This window comes from Bacillus sp. CH_70 (assembly GCF_038007045.1).
GTDB lineage: Bacteria > Bacillota > Bacilli > Bacillales > Bacillaceae_G > Bacillus_A > Bacillus_A cereus.
The window spans coordinates 323,282-348,365 of record NZ_JBBOWL010000002.1 but is presented as its reverse complement, the minus strand read 5'-3'; the positions used below and the strand labels follow the sequence as shown (position 1 = coordinate 348,365).

Genomic DNA, 25,084 nt, shown 5'->3' with positions numbered 1-25,084 from the left:
CATGAAACGAACTGCATAGAAACATCAAATTTTCACATATACAATAATAGGATGGTTTTATATTAATTAATCACTTATATAATTTTTTCCTTACAATTTATCCTTGCCCCAATACTATCTCACAGTATCCGTTGATACTTATAAGAACCTGAATATTGAATTTAGTAATGTAAAAAGTTTGTTTTCAATCATTTTTGTTTATATAAATTTACTAATGAATTTATTGTTATTTAGTTTATATGTAACCAACAACCCATTTGCAAATCAATCCTACTGAGCTATTGCACTTTTAAAGACCTCATATGTAGTATTTTTATTTAATTTTGTTTACACTCTTAAAAAAAACGAGCATATGATACTATATACTAATCCGAAAACCATATAGTTTACTTTCTAAGAGCACTGATCTGTGTTCTTTTTTTTGAATAAAACTTGTGTTCAATTTTTCACTACATTTTTAAAACTTTCACTTGTTTCTCTTAGAAAATATTTTAAAACAGTTACATATAAATAAGATTTTTTAATTGCTCAGGATTTCCATCAATACTATCGAAAACTTTAGTTTTGTATTTTATCCTATTCAAATATCATTCATCATAGCCCCATATATCCCAATTTCTCAATTTATAATTCCGATTCATAGTATTTGGACCTTGGAATAGCTAATTACTAAGTCATAGAATATCTTTTTCATTACCCCTTCCGGCCATGTTGTATTTATTAAACCTTTGTATTATAGGATTTAGTAGTTATCTCACTGATCATAAAGAGATAATATCAGAACGTGATTTCTATTAGTCCAAGCACTTCATGTTACTTACACATACACTATAAAATGTTTGGACTTTATTATTTTAATTAAAACTTAAAATTAGGAGGATTTAATATGGCAGATTGTACAGGTTTAGCTTGTTTTTTATTCTCTACGTGGCCAACAGGAACAGTAGTTACAGTTACCACTAGATCAGGTCAAATTATCGGGCCTGCTACTTTTTCACTATTCTTTCCGAATATATGTGCAGTAGTGTTGGTAGAAGAAGATGTGATAACCCCCTCTTCAACCAATACTATATTCATTAGTTGTAAAGATATAGAAAGTGTTACTTTAACCACTCCTTAAGAAGCTTTATATTTTTCTAGCTTAATCCCTATTTAAGAAACTCTAATGACTATACTAATCAGTACACCCTGATACGTAACATTCTATTGCATCTATTATTTCAATAGGATGCTTTAATTTAAACTTTTTCTCTTCTAAAGGTTACTTGTCTACACAACGTTCTACAAAATTTCATATGATATAGTATATTGTTTAAAGGAGGGATAAATTTGTTCTTATGCAATTTATTTGGTTGTTCAGGTGGAGTATGTAGTATTTTTAAAAATTTACAACCAGGCGAAGTCGTTACTGTGACTGGTAAATCTGGGAATATTATTGGTCCTGCTGTGTTTACAAGTTTTAACCCTAATACTTGTATAGTCACATTAGAAGAGGAAAATTCAGTTACTCCTCCTACTACAAGTATTACTAAGATTAGTTGTAAAGAAATAGAAAGTATTACGTTTATCTCATAATATATTTTAAACCTAAAAGCAGGGGTTGAAATATGAAACTCTTATACATTACTTCTGGTTACTCAAAAATCTATCAATATCTAGATCAAAGCATACAAAGAACTCTTATTGATCAAAAATTCGAATGGTTAGCAGTACAGCCAAATGAATTAATACAGCAATTGGATTTCATTACAACAACGTTTCATCCCGATATTGTTTTCACCTTATTAGGTAATCATCTACCACAAAAAGCAATTCAATATTTTAAAAAAAGAAACATTAAATTAGCTGTCTGGCTAACTGAGGATCCATTTTATATAGATACTTCTCTTCTTCTATTAAAAAACTTCGATTTTATATTTACTATTGATAGCGAAGCACTTAAATATTACACACCTTTAGGATATACCAATGTATATCACTTACCATTAGCAACTAATATAGAGGTATTTAAACCTAATCTAAAAAATCCAAAATATAAAAGTGAAGTATTGTTTATTGGATATCCTTATCCTAACCGAGTAAAATTAATACAGTTTCTCTTGGAAAAAACGCCTTATCACTATACTATTATTGGTCAACACTGGAGAAATAAGTTATTAAAAAAATGGAATAATCACCGAAGAATTAAGATTATAGAAGGATGGATTCCACCTCAAGAAGTTGCACTCTATTATAATAACGCTAGTGTTATTTTAAATCCTCACCGTAGTCATCTATTTCCACAGAATAAAAATAAAAATAAAGTAAAAAATAATACAATTAATAATCGTGCTTTTGATATTGCCGCTTGCCAAGGATTTCAAATTATTGAAGAAAAACCTGACCTTTCATCTTTCTTCAATGAAGATGAAATTATATCCTATAACAGCTTTGAAGACTGTTTAAACAAGATATCTTTTCATTTAGATGATACAATTTTAAAAAGAGTAATGGTCGAAAAAATTCATGCAAGAGTCATTAACCAGCATACTTTTCATGAGAGGATTCATTTTATAACGACTATTTTACAATCACATATTCATTAATTTATTAAATTAATAATATCTTTTCTTAAATACTCATTTTTAATAAATTAAAATGTTTTTTCAGTTTTATGAAGAAGCATTTTAATTTGTCTTTTCCCTATAGAAATCAATCACGATTTTCCTAAAGATGCAATTGCACCTTCAATGAGATAGAAGATAAATTCCGTTTGGATTAATTTAACAAGTTTGCTACTACATTTTTAGTATTAAGGATTTTTTATTAGCATTTCATATTAGTGTATTCTAGTTAATTTTAGCTATTATTGAAGATGACATATCAGCGATATTTTCTTTTTTATAAGCTTTATCAGGTTCGTTTGCAAACTTTTTAACACTTTTTTATATTTATTCTATTACATCCACCTTCACAAACGTATTATACTTAGATACTAACTCATCAAGTTTCCTTTTTTGTATTTAGTATCCGTAAAAATGAATCACTGGCATTTTATCGTAATATTTCTGCTTATATATTTTGATGAACTCTTCGTACTTTTTAATTTCACTTCATTTATTAAGAGCAATCTACCTCAACTGCATGAAGTATCCCTTCTTTATAGAGATAATACACGTATTCTCTCCCTAGTGTTGTTTTACTCACATTCCGATTCAAATTTTTTAAAATACGATGAAAAACTTTATTAAAAGCGCTACTCCTACATTTCCTGTTGCATGTCCTATTCCAAAAGTTATTAAATTACATATAGAGGGTATTTGGTATGAAGAGATAGAATAAGTGTTAAGCTGGTTATACTCATACTGAGGTGAATTGTATGATTTGGGCTATCATTTCATTAGTCATCGTTTTTGGATTAGGAATAATACTTAAAGCACCCGAGGTCTCTGAAGAAGAAATTCGCATGAAACACTTAAGAGAACAAGCAAATCGTGAATATTTAGAAAAAATGGATCCGCGAAAGTTTGAATATTTAATCGCTGACTTGTTTAATTCTCGAGGATACCAAGCGCAAGTTACACCAGGTTCTAATGATAGAGGAAAAGACATTATTCTTTGGAAAGATGATGAAGTGAAATTTGTTGAAATAAAAAGATATACAAAAAAATCTATTGGACGACCATACATTCAAAAGCTACATAGTGCCATCATCGATGGAGAAGCTACAGGAGGATACTTTGTTACGTTAAGTCATTTCAATAAAAATGCGCAGCAATACGCTGCAAATAAGAACATTGAATTAATTGATGGTAACGATCTTATCGACATGCTAAATTCATAAAACAAAAAGAGCCGTCATCTAATGGCTCTTTTTGTTTACCGAATTATTCTTTTATCATATACATTTATCAGTCAATACTAAGTTCTATCTTTCTATAATATTGGATATACTATTTATACATCTAGAATATCACCACATGAGACACCTTCAGCTGGGGAAGGTGTCTTTATTATTTTCAAGTCATATTGTATATAGTGAATTCATATAATCAGAATGCCGATTGTGTTATACAGAAACAGAGTATTCCTCCCATCCAACCAGGAATGCTCTTTTTTCTGTCTTTTTAGTTATACAAAATGATTTTCTGCATTATATTACATGGTTCAAGAGAAACTACGAAACCAGAGCTCTCTCTAATTAATAATACTCTGGTTTTATTTTCATCATACTCTTGGCTATCATTACATAAACATGATACAGAACGCCATTACGGGGATAATATATCTTATAATATTCTACAAACTAAGTTCTTCTCTCGGGAAGAACCCTTTTTATTATTCTTTCATTTCACATAGGCTTCATTTGCAGTTACATAATATGTTTTTCCTTTACTGCTTGTATACTGTATATTATGTTGAGCCATTTGTACTTTTTTTCGTCAATAATAAATTATACGTTCAAAAAATTTGTCACTTTACCCATAAGTTGTCCGCAATTGGAAGCATAAAGTTGCCGGAAATCACATATTTTTGAGGAGATTTAGTTAATTATTCGAGGAAGTAAGAAGCATATCTTTGCCATGGATTAATTATTAACCCATAAGCTTGCCGTGAATGCTTTTGGTCTGTAATAAAGTTTGATCAAAAGGATGATACAAAATTTGATTTTTTATCAGAAGAAACCCAAACATTTTGAAAAAGATGAGGTAAAATGCTTGGGTTGTTTGTTGTTAGTAGATATGTTTTTATAAAAAGTTTAATCAAAACCAGAAGCGTATGTTAATTTAATAGGAATTAATAAAAAACTTCTATGCACAACGGTACGACTTTTTGTAAACACCCATACTTTTTATAAATCGTTAAACTTTATCTCAAATCAACATCTTTCTTATTTAATAACCTCTACTCCCCCCATATATGGACGCAATACTTCTGGGATTATAACTGAGCCATCTTCTTGTTGGTAGTTCTCTAAAATAGCTGCTACTGTACGCCCTATAGCTAACCCAGAACCATTTAATGTGTGTACAAATTCTGGTTTTGCGCCTTTTGTACGACGGAAACGTATGCTTGCACGACGTGCTTGGAAATCTTCACAGTTTGAGCAAGAAGAAATTTCACGATAAATTCCATAGCTAGGTAGCCACACTTCAATGTCATATGTTTTAGCAGCTGGAAATGCTATATCAGCTGTACATAATACGATCACTCGATACGGTAATTGTAACAATTGTAGTACTCTTTCAGCATTCGCTGTTAATTTTTCTAACTCATCGTATGATTCTTCTGGCTTAGTATATTTAACCATTTCAACTTTGCTAAATTGGTGCTGGCGAATAAGTCCTCTCGTATCACGTCCTGCACTACCAGCTTCAGAACGGAAGCATGGAGTATGTGCCGTAAAATTAATAGGTAATTCTGCACCATTTAGTATTTCATCACGATAATAGTTCGCTAATGGTACCTCCGCCGTTGGTATTAAAGCGTAATCTGTATCTTTTAATGTAAATACATCTTCCTTAAATTTTGGGAATTGTCCTGTTCCTAATAAACTATCGCTATTTACGATAAACGGTGGGATCACTTCCGTATATCCATGTTCTTCAACATGTAAATCCAACATAAAATTAGCTACCGCTCTCTCTAAACGTGCTCCCAAGCCATTGTAATATACGAAGCGACTTCCTGTTACTTTTGCTGCACGCTCAAAATCTAGTAATCCTAATTTCTCAGCAACTTCCCAATGTGGTTTTACTTCAAATGAAAATTCGTTTATTTCTCCCCACTTACGTATTTCAACATTATCATCTTCTGTTGCTCCAATAGGCACTGTTTCATTAGGTATATTTGGCAATGCCAATAATATAGAATTCAATTCCTCTTCTACATTACGTAACTCATCATCTAACGCTTTAATATTGCCTCCTACTTCACGCATTTCGATTATAAGTTCATCAGCATTTTGTTTTTCACGCTTTAACTTCGAAATAAGCTCAGATACTTCATTACGTTTACTTTTTAATTCTTCTACTCTTACTAACAATTCGCGACGATTTTGGTCTAATTCTTCAAATTTATCTAATTCAAAAAACTCTCCACCGCGATTAATCAATTTTTTCTTTACTTCTTCAAAATTAGCACGTAATACTTTTACATCTAACATGTCTTATCTCTCCTTTAATAAGTGACTAATGCCATCTTCTTCGTTCACGTTAAACTTTTAAGGTAGGGAATTTCACTAAAAAAACACAAAAAACTCCCGTCCCTATAAAAGGGACGAGAGTTAACCCGCGTTGCCACCCTAGTTGAAAGCATAGAAAATATAAGCTTTCCACTTAAAAAATTAACGGTTTTTAACCGGAAACGATTACTAACTTCACATTGAAGTGTTCCACATTTCGCTCAAGGACGGATTCACAAGCTCTTTCTATCGGTTTACACCACCCACCGACTCTCTAAAAGAAAAAATACCTGTTACTACTTCCTTTCATCACTTTCAAACAATATACAATTGAATTATCATTACTTTACAATAATTCTATTTATTTATCAAGGAATTATTGTAGCTTTAAAATGAAGTATAGTCAGAACTACTTTACAAACTTATATTTTATAATAAATAAAATGAATATATTTTGAAAAGGATGGATCAAAATTCATTTAGAACTCTTTAATTAAAAGGTAAAAACATTGTAACTTTTTTATAAACACCGTGACTTTTTAAAAGCGCCATTAAAAATATTCTTCAAATCCCGGAAGCATAAGTTTGCCGCAAACAAAAAGAACCAAAACCTTGCCGGAAACGCAAAGTTATGGTTCAAATCACAAAATTAGATAGATTAATTCCTTTCAAGAAAGGCTATGGCCACTTGAAAATATCATAGGAATTGCGTTTAAAATAAACATTTTTTATGAGAAGGGAATTGAATTTATGCAAAACTTTCATTTCATTTGTGATCAATTTGCTACAATCCTTAAAGGAAAAAGTAAAATAAGTCAAAATGGTTGTTCGGTGTCTTTTCATCGTGATTTTAAGGTGCTAGTTCAAGGAAAACCAAGTGCGTATGTAGTACCCGTCGGATTAAGTTTCGAATCAATGGATCAAAATGGTAATGCATTAAATTTAGGAGAAATTGCTGTTCTACAAGAAGAAATCCCTTTATTTTTGAAATCAATTGTACAACAGGGAATTATCGTTAGTGCTTTACATAATCACTGGTTATATATGATCCCCATTAATCATGTATATTCATATCCAATCAGTGGAGCCTCCGTTACATTTTGCAAAAAAATTAGCAACTTCCTTTTTATCTTTAAGTAGCTATCCTATTGCTAATAACAATGATGAATAATAAATGAATTATATATATCTAATTTTTGTTAATAGTTTTATATTAAGCTGATTTCAATCATTACGTATTACTTTATTTCAAAATGGATACCTACCCCTAAATTGGATTTGATTTCCTATTTAGGAGATTACCGTCTTCTAAATTTCTAATCAGACTTTATCTCAATTCTTTTCATTTTCAAAAATCTAAAAAAACAATCCTAAACATATTCTTAACTTTTATTTCACTTGAAACATGTATTTTTTATAATTTTTATGCACCGATAAGATAAGCCCCATCATTATCATATTTGAAAACAGTGAACTCCCTCCATATGATAAAAAAGGAAGTGCAATTCCTTTTACCGGCATTATCCCAACAATCATACCGATATTTTGGAAGATTTGCAGTGTTAAAACACTAATAGTCCCCGCACATAGGAATGTACCAAACAGATTCTCTGCTGAATAAGCAATTATAGTTACTCGATATATAAGAAGTAACAAGACCAATACAACGAGAGCCGCTATTATAAATCCACCTTCTTCAGCGATGGTAGCAAAAATAAAATCAGTATGCTTTTCAGGAATATATACACTTCCTTGACCAAATCCTTTTCCATGCAATTCACCACTTCCAACAGCTAAAAGAGATTGTTGCGTTTGATACCCCTGATCTGCATTTTCAGCTGGATTCAGCCACCCTATAATGCGTGATTGTTGGTGAGGTTTTAACCTAGTAACTAAATCTTTAAAGAAAAAATCGGGATATCTTACGTATATAAATATTAATGTAGATAGTAGAGTTACAGGTATGAATGTACAAAGTGCAATTAATTTCTTTTGAATCCCTGACATAAATAAAATACATGCAATAGATGCTGCGTATAAAAACACCATACCTGTATCTGGCTGACTGTATACTAAAGAAATAGGAGGAATCGAAACCAACATAATTTTTCCGACCAATATGAAATCAGTTTTATATGTCCGAATCATATATTTGGCGTTATGATTCACTACTAAATTGGCGACAAATATAATAAGTGCAATTTTGAAAAACTCCGATGGTTGAATTTGACCGATAACAGGAAATTGAAACCATCTTTTTGCTCCCAATTTAACAGGAGTAAACGTTGATTCTGGTAGTATTTTCAATATAACAATTGCTGCAAATCCAATAATATACAATGGCCAAGATAACTTTTGCCATTGATCCCAATCAATACTTGCAACTAATATTAACAGTACAAAACCAATTATATAGTTCCTACCTTGCTGAAATGCAAAGTTTGTGCTTCCATACTGGCCAGTTTGTTGACTACTATAAATTGCAGTGATACTAATAATACAAAACATGTATAAGATCAAAATTAGTTTTTTATCTAAACTCCTTAGTAAATCTATTATTTTACTCATGAAACCCTCCTATAATACTCAAAAAATTCCATACTTCATAATAATGACTAGCACCCTTTTTATATGCTTTTAATTATTCAAATGAAAATTATATTATTATGTTATAACGCAACATTTTATTTTTTTAAACTTTCCCTTAAGGTTTCACTTTAAATAGTTAAAGTAATAATAAGTAAATCTTAATTTTTTCTAAACTAAAATGAACCAATCTTTTTTATCCAGAATTACTTAATTTCTAACTTCTTTAAAAAATAATAGGCACTTAAAGGCCTCGATAACTCTAACTCTCTTGGTTGAGGGTCGAGCAGTTAGCTATTGTTAGCTGCTCTTTTATGATTCATCGTCACAATATGATGAAATAGTCATATATTATATTTTAAACTACTAATTTATTTTTCAATATCTCATTTCTTCCTTAAAGAGGTCTTTTTATAGATGCTCTTCTTAGGTTTTTCAGCATAAAACTAAACATTTCGTCAATACTAAAGATAGGCGAAAGCCAGAACTCATTTAACCGTCCCTGTAGTTCTTCTCTTTTCTGTATTAAGCAGCTAGCATCACTAGCTGCTCTTTTATTTACACATATCGTAAGATTTTGAATACATTATGTTTGAAAGTGCTCTGTTTTATCAAAAGGTTATCCGGTGGCAATTTTATTTTTTATTTCTCCAAAATGTAATTGCCACCAGGTACCTTTTCGTATAACATATGCAATCTTGTTAATACTATAAATGTAACTTTAGGTTACATAACTATTACTTTTAAGGGCCTAATTTTCTTTTGTGCAACAAGTGGTTAGCCAGCTTCGCTGGCCACTTTGTTGTGCCCAATGAATTTTTTATTTCTCAACACCTAACATATGGTATCAATATTCCAATAATGGTAATATAAAGGTACCTTCAGTTGTTAAATATCATGCCCTTTTTAAAGGCCCTGTTTTTAAACAGGGCCTTTAAATCATTTTCTGACAGAAGACTCTTCTTCAAAAATATGAAGGTGTGAAACACCAACTTTAGGTGGTAGATGAATGTCGGTGGGTATAGGCCAGCATGTTTGCTATCATTTATAGCATTTTTGTTATAAATCTTTCTATAAAAGCTCTCATTTCCTCGGTATCAAATTAAATCCCATGAAACAGGCGTCCCTTTTTTGATATCCTTACTCGCTTTTTTCCCGATAATTTTGGATAAGTGTTTTGGTAATAAGCCATTCCCTGGTCTAATAGCTTTAACATTTTCATTTGTAAATCTTTCTCCCGCTTTTATGTTTTCTACTACATATAATGATCTTCTAAATTTTAAAGAACCTTTTTCTATATCAGTAGGTCCATAATATACATTCCCCAAAGATTCCCATGCTTTTTCAGTTTCGCTTACTAATAATTTAAATTCAGCTGGTTCCATTGAAAATTTAGCATCAACTCCTCCGTCCGACCTTGAGAGCGTTAAATGTTTCTCAATTACTGTAGCTCCCAAGGCAACACTTGCTACAGATACACCTACTCCCAGTGTATGATCCGATAAGCCCACCTGACAGTTAAATAACTCTTTCATATGAGGTATAGTAACTATATTTGTAGATTTTGGAGATGCAGGATACGTACTTGTACATTTTAAAAGAATTAGTTCTTTACACCCTTCTTCTCTCGCAGCCCTTACTGTTTCATCTAGTTCAGCGATTGAAGCCATACCTGTCGAAATGATTATTGGTTTTCCTGTTGCGGCTACTTTACGTATGAGGGGAATATCAGTATTTTCAAAAGATGCAATTTTATAACATGAAACATTTAATGTCTCTAGAAAGTCTACAGCTGTTTCATCAAAAGGCGTACTAAATGGTATCATTCCTAATTCTATACAGCGATCAAAAATTGGTTTATGCCACTCCCATGGTGTATATGCTTCTTTGTATAAATGATAAAGTGATTTGCCTTTCCATAAACTTTTCGTATCATGAATTAAAAAATCACCATTTTCTATATTTAAAGTCATTGTATCTGGTGTATATGTTTGAATTTTAAATCCTTGTGCCCCGGCCTCCGCAGCTGCCTCTACAATTTGCAACGCTCTATCTAATGATTGATTATGATTTCCTGACATTTCTGCAATAATAAATGGTGGCAAACTATTGCCAATCTCTCTACCTCCGATATATACATTACTCATTTTTGTCACCTTCAAGCTCTTTTTTTATAGATCCTCTTCTTTCCTCCCATTGTTCACGGGACAAGGTCATTGTAATGACATCAACATAATCATTTTCCCTATAAATATAATCTTCATATCTTCCCTCTTCTTGGAAACCAAGTTTCTGATGGAAATTTAAACTAATACGGTTTGATTCTATTATTTCTGCACATACTTTGTGTATGTCTTTGATTTCAAAAATAAAATCTAATGCTAATAAACCTAATACAGTTCCGGCACGTCTTACACTTTGCTTTTCACCTATATAAAATCCCCAATAACAAGTTCGATTCATTCTATCTATTTTTGTAAAATTAACAAATCCAATTGGTTTTTCTTTATATGTTAATAATCTTGCAACCTTTGTATCATCCATTACGAGTTTTTCATACCACTTTAAATGTTCGTCTATGGTTATTAGATGATCCTCATACATAACCGCGCGAATTTCTTTTGTATTCCGCCAATTTAAAATAAGTTCTAAATCTTTCTTTTCTAAACTTTCCAATTGAAAATCCCCAATATCTAACATACTATCCTCCTAAAATAATTTTTACTATTTCATTTGTATTACTGGCACACTGTATAGAAAGAGCTTTATTAGACATTTCTTTCACTATTTTAGAATCTGATAAAAGTTTGTTTAGACATTTCGTAATTGCTTTATCCGAAACACTTTCAGCTGTGCCAATATTCCATGTAGCTCCAACCTTCGCTACAGCCTTGGTTACTTCAATTTGATTTTGGGCAGTTGTAATTGTTATAGAAGGTAATCCAAGAAAGCATCGTTCCCATGTGGTTGTGCCTCCAGCTCCTATCCCTAAATCCGCTCGTACGAGAAGCTCTTCCATATTCTCTATTTGACAATAATATGAAGCGTTAGACACACTCTTACAATAAGTTTGAATATCTTCTTTATGAGGATTTTGACTACCTACCACAACATCTATTTTTAAGTTATTTTTATTTATATTTTGTAAAGCTCTTAACGTTTTTAATGTCTCATTTGTTACATCATGGCCACCAAAAAAAATAAAAATCCTCTCAATTTTACCTGTTCTTTTTCGTGAAATCTTCTTAGCTGCATGAAATTCTGGTCGTAATATAGCGTATTTAGGCCCCAATTTTACTAATGAGTGCTCTGGTATTAAATCTTTATAGCGATCATTAAGGTTATCGTATAAATTTTGGTCTAGTAACAAATCGCAATCATGCATTCGATTTGCAAGATCATCAATTACCATAATTTTCTTTACCGTTTTTCTTAAAGCAGATTCCCACTTATTATCTAATCCATAATGATCAACAATTAACCAATCACACTTGGGAAGTTGCGACAAAATATCATTGGTCTGCTGCGCATCAACAAACCAATGATATTTTAGCCAATTTAAATAACTCCCGTTTTTTGCACTTAAGAAATTCGTATTTTCACCATCTCCATCTAATACATACACATGAAATCCTTTATTTAAAATATATTGATGCAAATCACCTTGCAGCTTATGACAAATGAAATATACTTGAGCACCTTTATTTCGCAATTCTTGGGCCAGTGTTAAACAACGCATAATATGACCGGTACCTATTTCAATAGATGCGTCGGCGCGAAAGGCAATTTTTTTCTCAAGCAAGATACTCCCTCCTCACTAAAAGCACTATAACTTATTAACTTATAATTTCGTTTCTCTATTTAGCTCATCTACTAATGATTGTTGATTTGCCCATTTCAATTTCACATGATTATTCATTTCAATAAGTTCAGGACTTCGAAGGATGTAATCTTTTATTTGATGAAAAAATAAAGGTTTAGATTTTACATTCAGACCTTTATAAAGTTCATTGAACATATCTAAATCCGGTTGTTCATCTAATGTTAACCTCCAAGTAGGGTAACAAAATGGTGGAGGAAGTTTCACTATATTGTTACGAAATAAATGTGGATTATTAATAAAATAAAATGGAAGGTATTCTGCATAGGTTAAAGGTTTTGGGGTTTGTAGTAATCGTTCAATTGCCTCTAATGTAAAAATATCGCCTGCTGTTCCGACAGGTAACGTACTTAACTCTGCCTGTGTATAATCTGCACCACTTTTCAAATGTTCATCTAGCAAAAAAGTATTAATTTCCGGTGACACAGCTGGACAATCTCCTGTAATCCGCATGACAATGTTTGCATTTTCTTGTTTTGCAGCTTGGAACATGCGATCAGCGGTATTTTCTGGATCACCTCTAAAAATCTTAACCTTTCCATCTAAATTAAATTTTTCCAAAGGGTCATCTTGTGCAATATCTGAAGTAGCAAGTATGACCTGATATTTTCCTGGAATAGCTAATGTATTTATAAGACATCGTTCAATGGAAGAAACTCCGTGTATTGGCAATATGGCTTTTAAAGGTAACCTAGTAGATTTTAAGCGGCAAAGTACAATTATTACTACCTTAGGAGGTTCAATAACCTCTTTTGTTAATGGGGTACCTGCAGACAAATTATATACAGCTACCTGAGGTAATAATTCCTCTGCTTCAAGCTTATTCAGCGCATTTTCTACAACATTTAACTCCATTGTTACTTTATTAGCTGTAATAATCTCTCCTTTTTTAATGTCAACTTTTGTAACTGCTCTTAACAATTTCTGATTTTGCAATTTTATTAACCCCCCTTTCATTTAATTTTTAGCAACACTATAAAACAAAAGAACTTTTCTCACAGCTTGTATTACATCCCACACATCAGCTTCTGTCATTTTAGGAAATAGAGGCAGCGTAATAATTTCCTCATATACGTTTTCTGCTTGCGGACAAATACCTTTTTCATAACCTAATTTTTGATAAAACGGTTGTAAATGTACGGGTATATAGTGCACATTCACACCGATATTTTCTCTTTGTAACGCTTCGTAAAATTCTTTTCGATTACATTTTAATAACTTAGTATTTAAACGAATAATATAAAGGTGCCAGCTCGAACTGGTTTGAGGCAATTGCTTTGGTATGATGATTTCAGATAAACAACTAAATTCTTTACTATAGATGTCTACATATTTCTTTCGAATCTTAATAAAAGAGTCTAATTTACTTAACTGTGATAAACCAAGAGCAGCTTGTATATCCGTAATTCTATAGTTGTAACCTAAGAATTGCATTTCATAATACCAAGGTCCATGATTTTCAAGAAGTTTTTTGGGGTTCCTTTCAATTCCATGTGTACGGAATTGAACAAGTTTTTCATAAAAAAGAGGATTATTTGTGGTAATTACTCCGCCCTCTCCGGTAGTAATATGTTTCACCGGATGAAAGCTAAACATTGTCATATCACCAATTGAACCAATCTTTTTATTTTTATAAGTGGCTCCTAATGCGTGGGCTGCATCTTCAATGATAATCAAATTATTTTTTTTTGCTATTTTTTGTATTGCTTCTAACTCTACAGGCTGTCCAGTAAAGTGTACGGGAATAATGGCTTTTGTTTTGTTTGTAATCTTTTCCTCTATAGATTTAGGACTAATGTTATATGTTTCATTGTCAATATCGGCGAATACCGGCTTTGCACCCTGGTATAAGATACAATTTGCACTTGCTACAAATGTCATTGGAGTTGTAATTACTTCATCTCCCTCAGTTATGCCAGCTGCATAGCAGGCAGCATGCAATGCAGCTGTACCATTTGAAAAGGAAACAGCGTATTTTGCTCCCACATATTTTGCTATAGCCTCCTCAAATTGTTGAACCATAGGTCCTGTTGTTAAAAAATCCCCTTTTAATACGTCTACAACAGCCTGAATGTCATATTCATCAATTTGTTGCTGACCATATGGTAAATAAGTTTCTCTAACAGGCTTTCCTCCATGAATACCGAGAATCCCCCTTACCATTACTCTTTCGCCTTAGGGTTAATTTTTAAAGATTTAATCCACTCTTCTGTTTTAATAACTCCATCTTCTAAAGAAACTTTCGGTTCCCAGTTTAATATTGTTTTTGCTTTTTCATAGTTACATAATAATTTTTGGATTTCACTTTGCGGATGGATATGAGTTACGTGTTGAATACTTACTTTTTTTCCCGTAATCAATTCTGCTAATTTATTAATGGATATATCTTGTCCTGTTCCAGCGTTGATAATATGACCATTTGCTTTTGCAGAGTATCCTGCTGCCACAACAAAATCTGCACAATCTTCAACGTATAAAAGATCTCTCGTTTGTTTTCCATCCCCATATATATTCAATGGTACATTATCTAATTTATTATTTATAAAAATGGCAACAACCCCACCTTCCCCACCTGTTTTCTGGAATGGACCATACGTATTAAATGGGCGAATAACCACTACAGGTAGCTTATAAGCATAATAGTAAGATAAAACCATGTTTTCAGCAGCAATTTTTGATCCAGCATATGGAGAAGCTGGTTTAATCGGGTCTAATTCTGATATTCCTTGTATATTAGTAGCTTTATCATATACCATACAAGTACTCATAAAGACCATTTTGACGTCATACTTAAGACATTGTTCTAACAAATTAAAAGTACCTATTGTATCATTTTCAAAAGTTGATCTAGCATCATCTATACTATCTTGAACATTGATACTCGCTGCTAAATGATAACAAAGATCAAATGAATTATTTTTAAATAATTCAGCAACTAATTTTTTATCTTTAATATCTCCTTGAATGCATTGCTTTAAATTTAGATCGTGTGCAAACTCGGTGATATTTGCAGTAGTTGAATTTGCTAAGTTGTCTAATATCCATAGTTCATGCTTATCCTGCAATAATCTCTTTACAACCCACCTACCAATAAAACCTGCACCACCAGTTACTAATATTTTCATAGTTTCTCCCCTCCTGTTAATAGTTGCTGGTTTAATATTAAATTTCTAAGCTCTTCTTTTGAAATCGCATTTTGATGATCAGAACGGTAAAATCCTGCTTTCGCCCTTTCTGCATTTTCATATTGTGTACCCTTTTTTAATGGGCTAGGAATGATAAACATATCTGGTAATTCAAAAGCCTGTAAAGACTCATCATGTGTCATAAGTTCTTCATACATTTTTTCACCAGGTTTTAATCCAATTTCTTCAATTTTTATATTCTCCTTAGGCAACCCATATAATTTTGTAACTTCTTCTATCATCACTTCACTTAAATCTTTTAATGAAATAACTGGCATTTTTAATATAAAAGTTTCACCACCCTTTGCTATTTTCATTGCTTCAATTGTTAACATAGTTGCTTGATTCAGTGTCATCATAAATCTACTCATACTAAGATCCGTTACAGTTATTTTTTGGTTTTCTTTAATTTGATTTTCAAATAAAGGAATGACAGATCCTCTTGATCCCATCACATTTCCGAAACGAACACTTGCAAATATCGTTTCACTTGAACCTTTTGAATATTCCGCTGATGTAATTAATCTTTCAGCAGTCAACTTTGTTGCACCGTAATTATTTGTTGGTGAAATCGCTTTATCAGAACTTGTAAAAACTACATTTTTTACTTTCTGAGCAATTGCGGCTTTTATTACATTTTGTGTTCCAAAAATATTGGTCAAAACTGCTTCAAACGGATTATATTCACAAAAAGACACATGCTTCATCGCGGCCACATGAAATACATAATCAATATTTTCCATCGCACTAAATACTCGATCATAATTACGAATATCCCCAATTAAATAACGAATATTTTGATTTTTATCCCTAAATTCTTCTTGTAATAAAAATTGATTATATTCACTCCTACTAAGAACCCTTACCACTTTTGGCTTTTCCTGTAGAACATTAGAAAGAATGCTTTTTCCAATTGTTCCTGTTCCACCAATAATTAAAACGTTTTTGTCTTTAAAAAACATGAAAATATATACCTCCTCATATTAAAAAATTAATTTTAGCTAAGAAAACCTCTCTTCAATTTGTGTGTAGTTCCATTAGCAAGCCATTTGTTGAGAGATAAACTGGTTTATCGGATATTAAAACACACGTTTCCATTACAAGTTTAAAATACATATTAATCATTGAAAACTGAGGATATAATCTTTTACTTCAAATATTTATAAATGGTGATGAGTTTAATCTTTTTCACCTTGAATTAAATTTATTAATCTTTTTGTGCATGCTTCTTGCGGATAGTTTTCATTAATAAATTTTTTTCTTAATTCTTTTGCTAAATTAGATTGTAAAGGATCATGTAGAACCTTTTTAATCGTACTAGTCACATCCTCCATAGAATGGTTTACAAGCCAATCTAGCGTATCGTAATATTTATAATCCCTTTCCTCTAATAAAGATTTATAAACAACTACAGGTATGTCTAATAACATTGCCTCTAATCCTACTGTTGAATTTGAGATAACCACAAGATTTGCATGTAAAATAACATCATACATGTTCACTTCATTTGTTATATATTTAACATTTGGATATGTGTTACTTAACTTAATATATTCTCCCACTAAGTTACGCCCTTTTTCCCAAGGATGAGGCTTTATAATAACCGTAATATTTTTGTCTTTCACTAACTTTTCTGTCAGTTCAGTATAAAATAAAGTTTTAAATGGCTGGGTTGCAATAAAAACTACTTTTGTAGAGGGGGCTATTTTTAATTTATTAAATAAATTCTTTTTATCCATATATACTCTATCAAAGATTTCGTCATATCTAGGGTGCCCCAGTATTTCAATTTGAGATTCACTTACCCCTTTTTGAAGGTACCAAGCTTCTTCATATTTCCCATATACGACCTGTTTTGTTGCGAAAACCGGAAAATATGCTTCTTCTCCCATTATTGCACCATGTTGCAGACATAAACTTGGTATACCCTCACTACTAGAAAGAAAAGTAAGTGCTCTACTTGTTATGTCTTCCGTAGTACCAACAACTACACCAGAAATATCTTGTTCTTTAAAAATAAAATGAGCCATGTTAAGCTTCTCAATCATGATAGGAAGGTCGCTGAGTAATTTTTTTTGAAAAAACGTGTTTGATAGTAGTGGGTGTTTATTAAACCTTAAAAAGATTTCTTTAGTTTTTTCTATATAAACATTTGCGTTATTAGGGGATTTATTTATATAATCTGGTGCACAAACTGTAGGAAGACCATAAAGTTCTGGCTTTATTGATCTTGTTAATATCTTAGTTTGATTTGGATGAAAGTGGGTAAAATTACTTACTGAAAAACGGAGATAATCTGAATTTAGCAGGATTGTTCCATTTTTATTTTTTCTTTTTATTTTTGATTGAAATGCAGAAATTATTTTTTCAAACTCAAACTGTAACTGTGTTTCCGCTATTGGCTCAATTGACAATTGCTTGTAAAAATTATCATCTTTCATTTTATTTTTTATATCTTCATCTAAATATTGATAAAAATTACTCAGTAATGGCAAAGGAATGTTATGATGCTTTAACTCTGAAAAAATATTTATATATTCTAAATTTAATAACCAGTAGTTTTTCAAATAAATGTCACTCAATTTTTCACCCTCTTTTTCTTCTTAGATCTTCTCTTAATTCTTTGCATGTTCTTTGTGGTGGTAATAATTGCACAAATTCATTTTTTTCTTCTGCAAATAACTGTGCATGTATTGAATGAGGAGTAATATAATTAATATCTAAAATTTCATCTAAGGGATAAAAATCCCAATAGTGATTTAATCTCCAAAAGAAACGTGCATCTCCTATCCGGTAAAACTGAGAATCTTCATCCCAGTAAGAATTCCACCTTTTTTCAAGAATTGGTAAAACAGATGCTCTATGCATAATAGAACAATGATCAATGGTACATGGCGCATTATTTGTAATTTTTTTGGCAGGTCTTTCAACAGTTTTAATAGGCATATCTGATTCATCTATATGAATCGTTTTTGATGCAGAGTAAATAATTTGAACATCTTCATTCTCATCAAGATAACTAGACATCTTTTTCAAGCGTTCTTCTTCATATTGATTATCATCTGTAATATAAGTTATATATTCCCCTTTAGCATGCTTAAGTGCTTCATTAATTAAAGCCGCATATCTGACTTTTTTTGTCCTTTCAGAAATATGAGCTACATTACTTTTATAAAAATGTACATTTTCCTTATTTATAAATGGTTGAATCACCTTCTGCGTTATTTCATCTGAATTATCATCCATTATAAAAAGCTCAAAATCTTGAAAAGTTTGGTTTAATACACTTAATATCGATTTTTCAACAAACGCAGGCTTATTGTAACTTGTCATTATAACTGAAATTTTAGGCAAATATCCCTCTCCTCCTTATCAACAAATACAAAAACAGTTACGTTATTATATAAATAGAAAGGACAAACCGTTCCGATAATTTTAAAAAAGATTTCTTTACCTATAAAAAATTAATAGCATTATTTATATTCACCTATATCCTTTTTTCTCCACTATAGTCCATACCATATCTATGAAAAAGTAATAAACTATTTAAAATAAAAAAGAAAGTTTTGATAAAGCTTTAATTATTATATTTCACTAGAAAAAACACATTCAATATTCTCAATAGAGGTGAAGTATTTGCAACCCAAAATATCAATTATCCTTACTAGTTATAATAAGCCGTCATTAATTAATCAAGTTATTGAAAGTGTTCTAATGCAAACTTATAAAGAATGGGAACTTTTTATTATGGATGATAACTCCTGTCCAGAAACTATAAATGTCATAAAAAATTATCTAGAGGATCCTCGAATTACTTATAAGAATAGTTTTATACAAAATGATGAACGATATAAAACTACAAGATATGCAACACTTATCAATGAGGCACTTCCATTAACATGTGGGGATTATATTTGCTATCTAACGGATGATACTATATACCTTCCAAACAGATTAGCTGAAATGTTATCTTTCTTAGAAAAACATCCTGAAATTGATATAGTGTACTCTTCCCAATACGTAAAGCATGTTGATTATAACTTACAACCTACAAATGAATTTGTGAGAGAAGCTTCGAAAATTTTATATACAGCTGCTAATGTTGTAGATCACTGTTCAGTTATGCATACTAAAAGAATATTAGTAAAAGTCTATGAAAAGTACCGTGGATATTGGGATACAAATCCTTTATATTGGTTTGTTGGAGATGCGATGTTTTGGAAACGCCTAAATACATTCCAACCTTTTTATCCCATTAACAAAGTGCTTGATATTACTTTTAAAACACCATTCTCTTTCCAAAACTTGTATGCTAACCTCCCTTCAAAAGATTTAAATGGTATTTTGTTCAGTAATTCACAGGGTGAAGTATTTTTAATTGATAATTTTAAACGTAGGCTCATTTCAAAAGAGATGCTTTCCTACTTCAAATATAATCAAAATGAAATTGTCTTAATTCCCGATCCATTTATCTACAAATATACAGAAGGACCACCCATAAGCCTTACAACATCAATACCCAATCTACGGGTTGTGCAAAATGAAAAAGGACAATTATTTTATATAGAAAATAATCAAAAACGTCCATTTATTAACACTATAGCATTTCGCAAATTTAAATTTTCAATTCAAGATATTATTAAAGTTTCACAACATAGTTTAGATCATTTTTCGGATGGACTACCTATTCATCCGAATCTATCCAATCAAACAATCCTCCCTGAAGGAAAAGTATTTATTTATCATCACAATTATTTTATTATGACAAATCACATGCTTCATCCAATAGATAAAGACATTTTACAAAAACTTTACTTATTAAAGAACTGTATACCAATTTCAAAAAATAATTTATCCTACTTTAAAATAGGCCCCCCTATTTCTTCATATCCCTCTCACTTTGTCGAAAAATACTTAGAATAGTACCCTTCTTATATTTAAAAGCATTTCTCATTAGAAGTTTCCTCATTAATAATTATTATCTAAAAGATACTACTTCTAAGAAAACTCTACTGGTCAAATGCTAACCAATAGAGTTTTCTTTTTTATCTAAGGATTCTTTTAAAAAGACAACAATTTTACTACAGTAATCCAGGACTGGTTTTTAATTTAAGTTACTGGATAGTATATAACTCTGGTGCGATATCCCTACCAGCTTTCATTCCAATAGCAACTCCATGATATAACGTCAAAGATAGAAGCTCTTAACTTAGGAATTTTAATTTTTTAAGTTTATACGATGGTCTTAGCTCAATGTACTTTGATATATAGGTCCACATCAATATGTTATTGCATCATATACTGAACACATAATTTAAATTATTTTTAAAAAGGATGATAAGGATGAATCTAGAAGATATACAAAAATCCTATGGCTTAATTGTAAGTTTAGGAGGGTTGTGTCAAGTCACCAACCAAATCAAAAGGCACCATTTAAGAACATTTTCTGGACCTTTAGATTGGTTTTATTATCCATCACTTTCAGATGTAAACAGGTTACTTCAAAATCGATTTGAAAAATTTATGAAGTTAGAAAATATGGTCATAGAAGGTTCAGAAAGTTACGGTCTTATTGAATCAGAATTTGATAATCAAACTAAATGGGCAGAAAGAATTACCTACTGTATAAAGGACACTTATTATAATTGTTTTTCAATGCATGACTTTCCAATTAACTCAGAAAAGGATTGGAAATCAACCTATCCTTCTTTTAAATCTAAATTAGGAACTAGAATTAATCGATTCCTTGAAAAAATAAATAGCAGTGAATCGATTTTATTCATTAGGATTTGGGGAAATCGAGATGAAGCAGTTGAATTACAAAACATATTATCCGAAATTACAAATAAGGATTTTAATATTCTTATTGTTAATTTTAAGGAGGGGATATCTAATATTGTTGTACAAAATTGGGGAATATCGAAGGTTTGTTCAATTGAACTCCCTCGTTATCAGGATAGATGGGAAGGTGATAATTCCGATTGGGATTATATTTTAAGCAAAATAACGTTAGCTTAATAATTTCCTTCTTACTTTTAACATGATTTTACCGGTAAATTAAAATAGGTGTAGAGAAATACAATTCCCATTTAGTTGATACACACTTAATTAATAAACCGTTCATATAATAATTCATAAGTCCTTCTTTATTGAATAAATGGTTCTTTACAAATTTAATTCAATCGCTAGAGCACCTTTATACGGTGCTCTTTTTTAAATTTATAGCATTTGACACTCCCAGCAGGTCCTACACCTTACGGTGTAACGGATGGGATTCTTGAATGACTAAGCATTCGCAGTCCATTTCTGTTTTGAACAGCCTTCAAGATGAGGGTGTGCCATCACCCCTCCTAAGACAGACCATATAGGTTCTTAGGCTGATTGACTATTACCGCCAACCACAGTTGCGTAGCGAATATTCATCGCCCCAACGATATCACGATGTTTCTCAAATCCACATTGGCACTTGTATTTTCTGTCTTGCGCCTTGTTCTTTTCAGAACATTTCGGACATGTTTGACTTGTATAAGAAGGGTCCACATATTCGACCTTTATGCCAACTAATGTCGCTTTGTACTCGATGAATTGTGCTAAACGATGGAATGACCAAGTGTGTAGATTTTTTTCGTTTTTACGGCTTGTTCGTGCCGTCTGTCTAATGTTCGTTAGTTGCTCTAATCGAATGACAGAAATATTATTATCCGTTGCAAAATCAACGATTACACGACTTACTTTGTGGTCTTGGTCTTGCATCCATCTTTGTTCTTTATCATCAAGTTGACGAAGGGCATTCAGTTTCTTAGCTTCTCCTAATTTCTTGCGAACACTGCGAAACTTACGTTTCATAAATTTGTTTTGCCTACCGTTCCCGAAGAAACGAACTTTATCATCATCTGTGATGGCTACCGCAGGAACTTTGAGACCTAAGTCTACTCCTAAAATCTTTGTTCCCGTTTTTTCGTTTGTAGGAATCGTGACAGATATTTGAGCAATCCATTTAGCAGATTTCTTCGTGATACGAAGTGTACCTAACTTGTGCTTCAACAATTCGAAATTGCGATTATATTTGTCGATTAATAAAGCGCGAACCTTTAAACGAGTTGACTTTCCGTTTACCATAAACGGAATTGAAATGTGTGTGAAGTCAAATGAATAGTTTTGGTTATTCCATACACAAACAGGTCTTTTTAGAATCGGAACGATTTTGTATTTACTCTTTTTCACCTTTGTAGAAAACACACTTTTCGCATCTTTAATGGCTTGATTTTTCACCGCACTTGGGATATTGGCCTTAATATCCTTTGTACTTTTCTTCGTGCTTTTCTTCGTGCTTTTCTTTGCTTCAACCATTTCAGATACAAGGACATTAATGACTTTTATATACTCGTGGCTACTTTGTTCCAATAGCATGATTTGTTCTTTTGTTGGAAGCAATTTAACTTTAACCGTGATGGTTTGTGGCACAAGCTTTATCCCCTCGTTTTTTGATTTTCAACATAATGTTTTATTGTCTCACTTGATACACTTCCAGCAGTAGAAACAAAATAAGAACGCGTCCATAGGCTCGGCAAGTGTTGAAGATGTAGAAACTCTTCTCTCAAACGTTTTGATGTCACTCCTTTAATTTTTGCCATTGTATCAGCAGGACTAAGTGTTGGTGGTGTATTTAAGAACAAGTGAACATGGTCTTTGTCGCATTCCATTGCAACAATAGAAACATCCAATTCTCCGCATATTTCTTGAACCAACTCCTCGAAACGCTCTTCTACTTTTGTGTTAAGAAAAATCCTTCTTCTGTATCGCGGGCAAAACACAAAATGATAGTTAATTAATGACACGGTTGTTTTGGTTCTTCTATAATCATTCATCACGTTCGCATCGTATCAGTTGGATAACAAAACTGCAACAAGAAAGATGAAAAAATAAAAGATACCAACATTTTGGATACTTAGTGTGCCACAAACCTTGCGGTTTTTAGTGCACTCCTTATCCAACCTCACTTTCATCCCATGCCTAAAGGCGAGGGGCTTTCTCGTTCGGGAAGGGCTGTAAAATGGAATATTTGTTTACTTTTCCTTTAAATAGTTAATTTCCTTCGCTATTCTTCTGCTAATTTCTTTAAAATCATTTTTACAATCAGCATGTTCTTCCTATTTAATATATTAACGACTACTTACATCCATACTTCATCTTATTTTCAGTATAATTTTATCTTCTTAGATTTTTAATTATAAGCTTCTTCAATTCTCTTGATTTCCCTCCCCTTCTTTTATCTTACGAACAAGCAATTTCTTTCATTAGTATTAAATAAACTAAAGAATTGATTTTAAAATAATCTAATTTACATAAAATTGATGAGAAACTACAGTGCGTATTCTTCACGTTTAATCAGCATTTTAACTATAAATGTAACATATATTTTTTAGTTGATTGTCATTATGGTACAACCGTGTATACATTTATCAAACAAACTACATAGTTTAAATTAGTAAAATATATAGAGAGGAAGGAAATAAATCTATGAAAGTCATAATTTTGTGTGGTGGAAAAGGGCTCCGGATGCAAGGAATTTTAGAGGACATTCCCAAACCATTAGTTCGAGTTCAAGGAAAGCCTCTCCTCTTGCATATAATGAATTGGTATAGAAAATATGGACATTCTGATTTCATTTTGCCCTTAGGATATAAAGGTGAGAAAATTAAAGAATATTTTATGGACTTTAGCTGGAAAGAAAATGACTTTAGTTTAAATTTTAAGACCAGTCAATATACGCTACTTCAGGAATTAGAAAATTGGAATATACATTTTATAGATACAGGAATTGATACAATGACCGGAGCAAGACTAAAAAAACTTGAACCCTTTGTACAGGGGGAAACATTTTTATTAACTTATGGCGATGGATTAGCCAATATAGATATTGATCAACTCATATCATTCCATAAAGAAAAAGGAAAAATTGCTACATTAACTGGCATTAAAAAAAATAGTCAATATGGTCTGTTGGCGGTCGAAGATGGAATTGCTATTGATTTTAAAGAAAAACCATTACTTGATGAAGTAATTAATGGCGGTTTTTTTGTATTTAACAAAGAAATATTTAATTATTTAGGTAATAGTGATGATTGTGTTCTAGAAGAAGATCCTCTTCGCAATTTAATAAAAGACAATGAGCTCGCAGTCTATGAACACAATGACTTTTGGGCTAGTGTCGATACACCTAAAGATTTAAAAACTGTAGATGAAGGTTGGAATCCTAATAAATTTTAG

General features: G+C 31.5%; 20 protein-coding genes, 1 pseudogene and 1 other annotated feature. Of the genes and pseudogenes, 8 read left to right on the top strand and 13 right to left on the bottom strand.

The window, feature by feature from the left end; all coding sequences use genetic code 11:
- Positions 1 to 886 precede the first annotated feature (886 nt).
- From N2V79_RS28685 to N2V79_RS28670, 4 genes are all read left to right on the top strand, one after another.
- Positions 887 to 1,120 carry a CGEA protein gene (locus N2V79_RS28685; protein WP_340720508.1) on the top strand — a complete coding sequence of 78 codons (234 nt, stop codon included), beginning with the start codon at positions 887 to 889 and terminating at the stop codon, positions 1,118 to 1,120.
- A 209-nt stretch (positions 1,121 to 1,329) separates the two neighbouring features.
- Positions 1,330 to 1,575, top strand: coding sequence for a CGEA protein (locus N2V79_RS28680; protein ID WP_340720507.1), 246 nt, complete (start codon positions 1,330 to 1,332; stop codon positions 1,573 to 1,575).
- Positions 1,576 to 1,607: 32 nt separating this feature from the next.
- Positions 1,608 to 2,585: a CgeB family protein gene (locus N2V79_RS28675; protein WP_340720506.1), complete on the top strand. Its 978-nt coding sequence runs from the start codon at positions 1,608 to 1,610 to the stop codon at positions 2,583 to 2,585.
- Positions 2,586 to 3,358: 773 nt separating this feature from the next.
- A complete protein-coding gene (locus N2V79_RS28670; RefSeq protein ID WP_340720505.1) occupies positions 3,359 to 3,823 on the top strand; it encodes a restriction endonuclease in 465 nt (154 codons plus the stop codon).
- Positions 3,824 to 4,870: 1,047 nt separating this feature from the next.
- Here the strand turns inward: N2V79_RS28670 and serS are convergent.
- Positions 4,871 to 6,145 (bottom strand): serine--tRNA ligase, encoded by a 1,275-nt coding sequence (gene serS / locus N2V79_RS28665; RefSeq protein ID WP_340720504.1) that lies wholly within the window; start codon positions 6,143 to 6,145, stop codon positions 4,871 to 4,873.
- A gap of 106 nt (positions 6,146 to 6,251) precedes the next feature.
- Positions 6,252 to 6,482 (bottom strand) — a binding site (T-box leader).
- 431 nt (positions 6,483 to 6,913) lie between these two features.
- Here serS and N2V79_RS28660 point away from each other — a divergent pair.
- Positions 6,914 to 7,334 (top strand): annotated as a pseudogene (locus N2V79_RS28660) (DUF1259 domain-containing protein).
- A gap of 218 nt (positions 7,335 to 7,552) precedes the next feature.
- Here the strand turns inward: N2V79_RS28660 and N2V79_RS28655 are convergent.
- The 10 genes from N2V79_RS28655 to N2V79_RS28610 all read right to left on the bottom strand — a co-directional run bounded on the left by N2V79_RS28655 (position 7,553) and on the right by N2V79_RS28610 (position 19,168).
- Positions 7,553 to 8,731, bottom strand: a complete 1,179-nt coding sequence (locus tag N2V79_RS28655; RefSeq protein WP_340720503.1) for an FtsW/RodA/SpoVE family cell cycle protein — start codon at positions 8,729 to 8,731, stop codon at positions 7,553 to 7,555.
- 1,115 nt (positions 8,732 to 9,846) lie between these two features.
- The gene (gene pseI / locus N2V79_RS28650; RefSeq protein WP_327890473.1) at positions 9,847 to 10,896 is read right to left on the bottom strand and encodes a pseudaminic acid synthase; all 1,050 of its coding nucleotides are present in this window, start codon (positions 10,894 to 10,896) and stop codon (positions 9,847 to 9,849) included.
- A complete protein-coding gene (gene pseH / locus N2V79_RS28645) occupies positions 10,889 to 11,449 on the bottom strand; it encodes a UDP-4-amino-4,6-dideoxy-N-acetyl-beta-L-altrosamine N-acetyltransferase (protein WP_340720502.1) in 561 nt (186 codons plus the stop codon). Before pseH ends, pseI begins: the two co-directional genes overlap by 8 nt.
- A gap of 1 nt (position 11,450) precedes the next feature.
- On the bottom strand, positions 11,451 to 12,551 hold the full coding sequence (pseG, locus tag N2V79_RS28640; protein WP_340720501.1) for a UDP-2,4-diacetamido-2,4,6-trideoxy-beta-L-altropyranose hydrolase: 1,101 nt from the start codon (positions 12,549 to 12,551) through the stop codon (positions 11,451 to 11,453).
- Between the two features lie 39 nt (positions 12,552 to 12,590).
- On the bottom strand, positions 12,591 to 13,586 hold the full coding sequence (locus tag N2V79_RS28635; RefSeq protein ID WP_340720500.1) for a cytidylyltransferase domain-containing protein: 996 nt from the start codon (positions 13,584 to 13,586) through the stop codon (positions 12,591 to 12,593).
- Positions 13,587 to 14,792: a UDP-4-amino-4,6-dideoxy-N-acetyl-beta-L-altrosamine transaminase gene (pseC, locus tag N2V79_RS28630; protein WP_000251476.1), complete on the bottom strand. Its 1,206-nt coding sequence runs from the start codon at positions 14,790 to 14,792 to the stop codon at positions 13,587 to 13,589.
- Positions 14,792 to 15,754, bottom strand: coding sequence for a dTDP-glucose 4,6-dehydratase (locus N2V79_RS28625; protein WP_340720499.1), 963 nt, complete (start codon positions 15,752 to 15,754; stop codon positions 14,792 to 14,794). Before N2V79_RS28625 ends, pseC begins: the two co-directional genes overlap by 1 nt.
- Positions 15,751 to 16,776 (bottom strand): SDR family NAD(P)-dependent oxidoreductase, encoded by a 1,026-nt coding sequence (locus N2V79_RS28620; RefSeq protein WP_340720498.1) that lies wholly within the window; start codon positions 16,774 to 16,776, stop codon positions 15,751 to 15,753. The genes N2V79_RS28625 and N2V79_RS28620 overlap by 4 nt, the downstream gene beginning before the upstream one ends.
- A gap of 216 nt (positions 16,777 to 16,992) precedes the next feature.
- On the bottom strand, positions 16,993 to 18,396 hold the full coding sequence (locus N2V79_RS28615) for a CDP-glycerol glycerophosphotransferase family protein (protein WP_340720497.1): 1,404 nt from the start codon (positions 18,394 to 18,396) through the stop codon (positions 16,993 to 16,995).
- Positions 18,397 to 18,400: 4 nt separating this feature from the next.
- Entirely contained in the window at positions 18,401 to 19,168 is a 768-nt protein-coding gene (locus N2V79_RS28610) for a glycosyltransferase family 2 protein (protein WP_340720496.1), read from the bottom strand.
- 282 nt (positions 19,169 to 19,450) lie between these two features.
- On the opposite strand from N2V79_RS28610, the gene N2V79_RS28605 reads away from it, so the two are divergent.
- Both N2V79_RS28605 and N2V79_RS28600 read left to right on the top strand, forming a co-directional pair.
- Entirely contained in the window at positions 19,451 to 20,737 is a 1,287-nt protein-coding gene (locus tag N2V79_RS28605; RefSeq protein ID WP_340720495.1) for a glycosyltransferase family 2 protein, read from the top strand.
- Positions 20,738 to 21,157: 420 nt separating this feature from the next.
- Entirely contained in the window at positions 21,158 to 21,832 is a 675-nt protein-coding gene (locus N2V79_RS28600; protein WP_340720494.1) for a papain-like cysteine peptidase, read from the top strand.
- A gap of 354 nt (positions 21,833 to 22,186) precedes the next feature.
- On the opposite strand, the gene N2V79_RS28595 is transcribed toward N2V79_RS28600, so the two are convergent.
- Positions 22,187 to 23,278 carry an RNA-guided endonuclease InsQ/TnpB family protein gene (locus tag N2V79_RS28595; RefSeq protein WP_340720493.1) on the bottom strand — a complete coding sequence of 364 codons (1,092 nt, stop codon included), beginning with the start codon at positions 23,276 to 23,278 and terminating at the stop codon, positions 22,187 to 22,189.
- 5 nt (positions 23,279 to 23,283) lie between these two features.
- Positions 23,284 to 23,685 (bottom strand): IS200/IS605 family transposase, encoded by a 402-nt coding sequence (gene tnpA, locus N2V79_RS28590; protein ID WP_340720492.1) that lies wholly within the window; start codon positions 23,683 to 23,685, stop codon positions 23,284 to 23,286.
- Positions 23,686 to 24,334: 649 nt separating this feature from the next.
- On the opposite strand from tnpA, the gene N2V79_RS28585 reads away from it, so the two are divergent.
- Complete coding sequence (locus N2V79_RS28585; RefSeq protein ID WP_340720491.1) at positions 24,335 to 25,084, top strand: sugar phosphate nucleotidyltransferase; 750 nt, start codon at positions 24,335 to 24,337, stop codon at positions 25,082 to 25,084.